This is a genomic window from Inquilinus sp. (genome assembly GCF_057815775.1).
The window spans coordinates 1-5,794 of the sequence record NZ_JBYRFX010000308.1 but is presented as its reverse complement, the minus strand read 5'-3'; the positions used below and the strand labels follow the sequence as shown (position 1 = coordinate 5,794).

At 69.9% G+C, this 5,794-nt stretch carries 5 protein-coding genes and 1 pseudogene; 3 read left to right on the top strand and 3 right to left on the bottom strand.

Annotated elements, in window-relative coordinates; genetic code table 11:
* Positions 1–620: LysR substrate-binding domain-containing protein (locus tag AC3XYG_RS10940; RefSeq protein WP_489139857.1), on the top strand; the 620-nt coding region annotated here is incomplete at its 5' end.
* Positions 621–768: 148 nt separating this feature from the next.
* Here the strand turns inward: AC3XYG_RS10940 and AC3XYG_RS10935 are convergent.
* Together AC3XYG_RS10935 and AC3XYG_RS10930 are read right to left on the bottom strand one after the other, a co-directional pair.
* A complete protein-coding gene (locus AC3XYG_RS10935) occupies positions 769–939 on the bottom strand; it encodes a peptidoglycan-binding domain-containing protein (RefSeq protein ID WP_489139858.1) in 171 nt (56 codons plus the stop codon).
* A gap of 84 nt (positions 940–1,023) precedes the next feature.
* A pseudogene (locus AC3XYG_RS10930) lies at positions 1,024–1,929 on the bottom strand (lytic murein transglycosylase); the annotation flags it as partial.
* A gap of 330 nt (positions 1,930–2,259) precedes the next feature.
* On the opposite strand from AC3XYG_RS10930, the gene AC3XYG_RS10925 reads away from it, so the two are divergent.
* Both AC3XYG_RS10925 and AC3XYG_RS10920 read left to right on the top strand, forming a co-directional pair.
* Positions 2,260–2,739, top strand: a complete 480-nt coding sequence (locus AC3XYG_RS10925) for a (2Fe-2S)-binding protein (protein WP_489139856.1) — start codon at positions 2,260–2,262, stop codon at positions 2,737–2,739.
* Complete coding sequence (locus AC3XYG_RS10920) at positions 2,739–4,949, top strand: xanthine dehydrogenase family protein molybdopterin-binding subunit (RefSeq protein WP_489139855.1); 2,211 nt, start codon at positions 2,739–2,741, stop codon at positions 4,947–4,949. The genes AC3XYG_RS10925 and AC3XYG_RS10920 overlap by 1 nt, the downstream gene beginning before the upstream one ends.
* A 243-nt stretch (positions 4,950–5,192) precedes the next feature.
* Here the strand turns inward: AC3XYG_RS10920 and AC3XYG_RS10915 are convergent.
* Positions 5,193–5,794 (bottom strand): S1 RNA-binding domain-containing protein (locus AC3XYG_RS10915; protein ID WP_489139854.1); only part of this gene is annotated, 602 nt, incomplete at its 5' end.

The following is a 5,794-nucleotide window of genomic DNA, read 5'->3' as shown; positions in this document are numbered from 1 at the left end:
GGCGCCAGCGGCGCGGGTCGGAGGTGGTGCGGATCAGCGTGGTGTCGAGCTTCGCCAAGCTGTGGCTGTTCGAGCGGATGGCGGCGCTGGAGCAGGGCGACCCGCCGCTGCGGATCGAGATCGCGGTCGAGGGCCGCAACGCGGATGTCGAACGCGGCGAGGTCGACCTGGCCGTGCGCTACGGCACCGGGGCCTGGCGCAATGTCGAGGTCACCAGGCTGTTGCCCGAGCGGCTGTACCCGGTGGCACATCCCGACCTGGCGCGGCGGCTGGGCCCGGCGCCGGAAGCGCTGCTGCAGGCGCCGCTGCTGCATGATTCGGACGCGACCGGCTGGCGCGCCTGGTTCGCCGCCTGCGGCCTGGCGCTGAAGCCGCGACCGCAGGACCGGCGCTTCGAGGACTACACGCTGGTGCTGGCGGCCGCCGAGGCCGGGCTGGGCGTCGCCCTGGCCCGCTCACCCTTCGCCGACCGCGCGTTGCGCGACAGCGGCCTGGTGCGGCTGGGCGAGCACGAGGTGCCCAGCCCGCTGGCCTATCACCTGCTGACCCGCCCGCACGAAACCCGCCCGGCCGTCGGCGTGCTGGCGGCGCGGATGCTGGCGCTCGCGGACCAGATCTGAGCAATCCGGTGACCGATTGAGAACGCGCTTGGCCCGAGTCGGCTGGCGGTGGTTTCGAGAACCGGCGCGGAGTGGACATGGTCGTCCGTGAGCACCGGAAGCGGAGAAACCGCCGTCAGACGGCCGGGCCGGGCGTGTTATCGATCGGTTACCCGGCGCGGACCGCTTGCAGCAGGGCCGTGGTGGCGAAGCCGTCGGGGATCTGGCCCTTCGACAGCTGCCAGCCGCGGATCGCCTTGCGCGTCGCCGGGCCCAGCAGGCCGTCCGGCGCGCCGCCGGTGGAATAGCCCTTGGCCTCCAGCAGCGACTGCAGCTCCATCACCTCGCTGCGCGACAGCGGCTGCTCGTCGCGCGGCCAAGCCCCGACCACCGGGCCGCCGCCGGCCAGCCTGTCGGACAGGATGCCGACCGCCAGCGCATAGCTGGTGGAGGCGTTGTACTTCATGATGACGCTGAAGTTCGGGCCGACCAGGAAGGCGGGGCCGCGCGCACCGGCCGGGGTGATGACCGAGGCGGCGCCGAGCGCCGGCAGGTTGCGGCCGGACACCGGCCGGACCCCCATCGCCGCCCATTGCGACACCGGCATCTGGGTGGTCAGCTCGGCCGAGGACTAGTCGAAGCCCGGCGGCAGCGTCACCTCGACACCCCAGGGCTGGCCGCGCTGCCAGCCCGACTGGGCCAGATAGTTGGCGGTCGACGCCACCACGTCGGGGATGCTGCCCCAGATGTCGCGGCGGCCGTCGCCATCGGCGTCGACGGCATAGTTCAGGAACACCGAGGGCAGGAACTGGGTGTTGCCCATGGCGCCGGCCCAGGAGCCGAGCATGCGGTCGCGGCTGATGTCGCCCTGCTGCAGGATCTGCAGCGCGGCATACAGCTCGGTCTTGGCGAAGTCCTGGCGCCGCCCCTCATAGCCCAGGGTGGCCAGGGCATCGATGATCTCGATGTTGCCGAAGTTCTGGCCGTAATTGCTCTCGATGCCCCAGATGGCGACGATGACCTGCTTCGGCACACCATAGCGCTGCTCGGTCGAACTGGCGGCCGAAGACCACTGCGCCAGCATCGCCTGGCCGTTGCGGATGCGGTCGGGCGACACGGCGCTGTCGAGATAGCTCCAGATCGCCTTGGTGAATTCCGCCTGCGACTGGTCGGAATCGATCACCTTGGGCAGGAACTGCACATTGTCGAAGGCGGTGGCCAGCGTGGCCTGGCTGATGCCGCGGCCGGCGGCTTCGGTCCGGAACGCCGCGACCCATTGCGCGAAGCCCTGGGCGTCGGACTGGGTGGAGCTTGCTGCGGTGCCGGGCATCGGGGTCGGCACCACGGTCTGGCTCAGGCCCGAACCCTGGCATCCCGCGAGCAGTGCAGCAGCCCCCAGGATCGCCATACGCTTGGTCATCGACATGGGCCTCTCCGCAATTCCCGAATCAGTCGGTGAAAGTCGCGGCAAAGTGCCTTGAGATCAAGGCCGGACCGCGGCACGGCCGGCCGGGGCGGGACGTCGCAGCCCTGCGACGGCCCGGGACGGCGCCCGGATTCCCTGGCACAGTTTTGCGACAGACTGAATGTATCCTCCCCGGACTCGGCGCGCAGGCGGCGATCCCTCCATGCGCGGCCGATCGGAAAGACGGAGCTGTCCATGGCTGTCGAACTCACCATCAATGGTCGGACCGAACGGGTCGAGGCGCCGCCGGAGATGCCCCTGTTGTGGGCGCTACGGGACGAGCTCGGGTTGGTCGGCACCAAATTCGGCTGCGGCGCGGGGCTGTGCGGCGCCTGCACCGTGCATCTCGATGGCGCCGCGGTGCGCGCCTGCCAGACCGCGATCGGCGATGTCGGGAGTGCCAAGATCGTCACGATCGAAGGCATCGGACGGACCGATGTCGGCGCGCGGCTGCAGCAGGCCTGGCTGGCGCTCGACGTGATGCAATGCGGCTACTGCCAGGCCGGGCAGATCATGTCCGCCGCGGCGCTGCTGACCAACACGCCAGCGCCCGATGAGGCCGACATCGACGACGCCATGGCCGGCAATCTCTGTCGCTGCGGCACCTACACCCGGATCCGCGCCGCCATTCTCAAGGCGGCGGAGCGGAAATCCGCGGCAGGGGGGGCCGGCTGATGGGATACGTTCGCACAGATGCGGGGATAGGCCGGCGCGCCTTCCTCAAGACCTCGCTGCTGGTCGGCGGCGGGCTGATGATCGAGGCCACGCTGCCGCGGCTGGCGGCGGCGGATGAGGCGGGCGGCACGCTCGGTGCCTTCGTCGCCATCGCGCCGGACGGGCGGGTGACGATCACCGGCAAGAACCCGGAGATCGGCCAGGGCATCAAGACCTCCCTGCCAATGATCATCGCCGACGAACTCGACGTCGATTGGGACCAGGTCACCGTGACCCAGGCGATGGTGAACGAGGCGGCCTATGGCGGGCAGACGGCTGGCGGCAGCATGGCCACGCCCACCAACTGGATGCCGATGCGCCAGGTCGGCGCCACCGTGCGGGCGCTGCTGGTCGCGGCAGCGGCGCAGCGCTGGGACGTCGCGCCCGACAGCATCACCACCCGGTCCGGCCGGCTGCTGCACGCGGCCAGCGGGCGCAGCCTCGGCTATGGCGAGGTCGCCTCGGCGGCGGCCGGGATGCCGGTGCCCGACCCGAAGACGCTGGTGCTGAAGGATCCTTCGGCCTTCCGCATCATCGGCCACCCGACCGGCGGCTGCGACAGCCCGCGCATCGTCAGGGGCGAGCCGATCTTCGGCATCGACACCCGGCTGCCCGGCATGCTGTACGCGGTGTATGAGCGCTGCCCGGTGTTCGGCGGCACCCTGAAATCGGCGACTCTCGACGCCGTCCGGGCCAGCCCCGGCGTGCGCCAGGTGTTCACGGTCAAGGGCAATGGCCGGGCGGAAAGCCTGGTCGATGGCGTGGCCATCCTGGCGACCAACTGGTGGCTGGCCAACCAGGCCCGCGACGCGCTGCAGGTCGAATGGGACGAAGGGCCCGGCGCGGCGCAGGGCACCGACAGCTACGATTCCCAGGCCAAGGCGCTGCTGGAGGGCGGCAAGCCGCAGGGCGAGACCTATCGCGCCGGCGATGCCGACGGCGCCATGGCCGGTGCCGCCAAGCGGATCACGGCGGATTACGCCTACCCGTTCCTGTCGCACGCGCCGCTGGAGCCGCAGAACTGCACCGCGCTGTACCAGGACGGCAAACTGGAGCTGTGGGCACCGTCGCAGCTGCCGGAACGGGGACGTGGCCTGGTGGCCGACGCGCTGGGCCTCAAGCCCGACGCCATCACCATGCACATGCCGCGCATCGGCGGCGGCTTCGGCCGGCGGCTGATGAACGACTATGTGGTCCAGGCGGCGGCGATCGCGCGGCAGGTGCCGGGCACGCCGGTGAAGTTGCTGTGGAACCGGACGGAGGACTTCCAGCACGATTTCTACCGGCCGGCCGGCTGGCATCGCTTCACCGCCGGCTTCGATGCCGGCAACAAACCGGTCGCCTTCGCCGACCATTTCGTCACCCTGATGAAGGGCGACAAGCCGACCTCCGGCGGCGAGTTCGACTTCCAGGAGCTGCCGGCGCTGCTGGTGCCCAACCTGCTGTACAGCCAATCCGGCATCGACAGCGTGGTGCCGACCGGCCCGATGCGGGCGCCGCGTTCGAACGCACTGGCCTGGGCGTTCCAGTCCTTCCTCGACGAGGTTGCGCTGGCGGCGGGGACTGACCTGCCCGGCCTGACGCTTGGCCTGCTGGGCGAGTCGCGACTGCTGCCGCTGCGGCCGGGGGCCCGGATCGCGTTCCACACTGGCCGGGCCCGTGGCGTGATCGAGAAGGTGCTGGCGATGGCTGATTGGCAGGCCAAGCCGGCCGCGGCCGACAGCGCCAAGGGCTTCGCCTTCTACTTCTGCCATCTCGGCTATTTCGCCGAGGTGGTCGAGGCCTCGGTGGCGGCGGACGGCACGGTGCGGGTGCCGCGGGTCTGGGTGGCCGGTGACATCGGCAGCCAGGTCGTCAACCCGTCCGGCGCGCTGAACCAGGCGCGCGGGTCGATCATCGACGGGCTGGGCCAGGCCCTGGGTGGGCTGGCGATCCGGCTGACCGGCGGCCGGGTCGAACAGGAGAATTTCGACACCTACCCGCTGCCGCGGACGCCGGGCCTGCCGGACATCCAGGTCGAGTTCGTGACCACCGACTTCCCGCCGACCGGCCTGGGCGAACCGACCCTGCCGCCGGTGATCCCGGCGCTGTGCAACGCCATCTTCACGGTGACGGGCAAGCGCATCCGGCAGCTGCCGATCGACACCGCCGGGTTCAAGCGACCGGCATAAGGCGGTCAGGATTTGGGCTGGGTTCGCAGCACGCGAGCCCAGCCTGACGTTCTGGAAGCCTCCCTTCCCCTGTCATTGCCGGGCTTGACCCGGCAATCCAGAGACTGTCGACAGCTTCTGGATGCCCGGATCAAGTCCGGGCATGACAGTCATGGGGATTTCCTGCTGCTTTGTCGGGTAAGGCACAAACAGAAAGGGGCGGCCCGCAGGCCGCCCCTTGTCTTGTCCGCCGAAGCCGAAGCCTCAGTTGGCGTCGGCCTGGCGCTGCTGCTCTTCGCGCGACAGCTCCTGGCCGGTCTGCTGGTCGATGAACTTCATCGACAGCTTGATCTTGCCGCGGTCGTCGAAGCCGAGGACCTTGACCTTGACCTCGTCGCCGACCTTCAGCACGTCCGCCACCTTGGCGACGCGGCCCGGCCGCATCTCCGAGATGTGGACGAGGCCGTCGCGGCTGCCCAGGAAGTTGACGAAGGCGCCGAAATCGACGGCCTTCACCACCTTGCCGTTATAGATCTTGCCGACCTCGGGCTCGGCGACGATGCCCTTGATCCAGTTGATCGCCGCCTCGGCCGCCGTCTCGTCGACCGCCGCCACCTTGATGGTGCCGTCGTCCTCGATGTCGATCTTGGCGCCGGTGGTCTCGGTGATCTCGCGGATCACCTTGCCGCCGGTGCCGATGACTTCGCGGATCTTGTCCTTCGGGATCTGGAAGGTGGTGATGCGCGGGGCGTTCTTGTTGACCTCGCCGCGGGCACCCGCCAGCGCCTTGGCCATCTCGCCCAGGATGTGGACGCGGCCTTCGCGGGCCTGCTCCAGGGCGATCTTCATGATCTCCTCGGTGATCG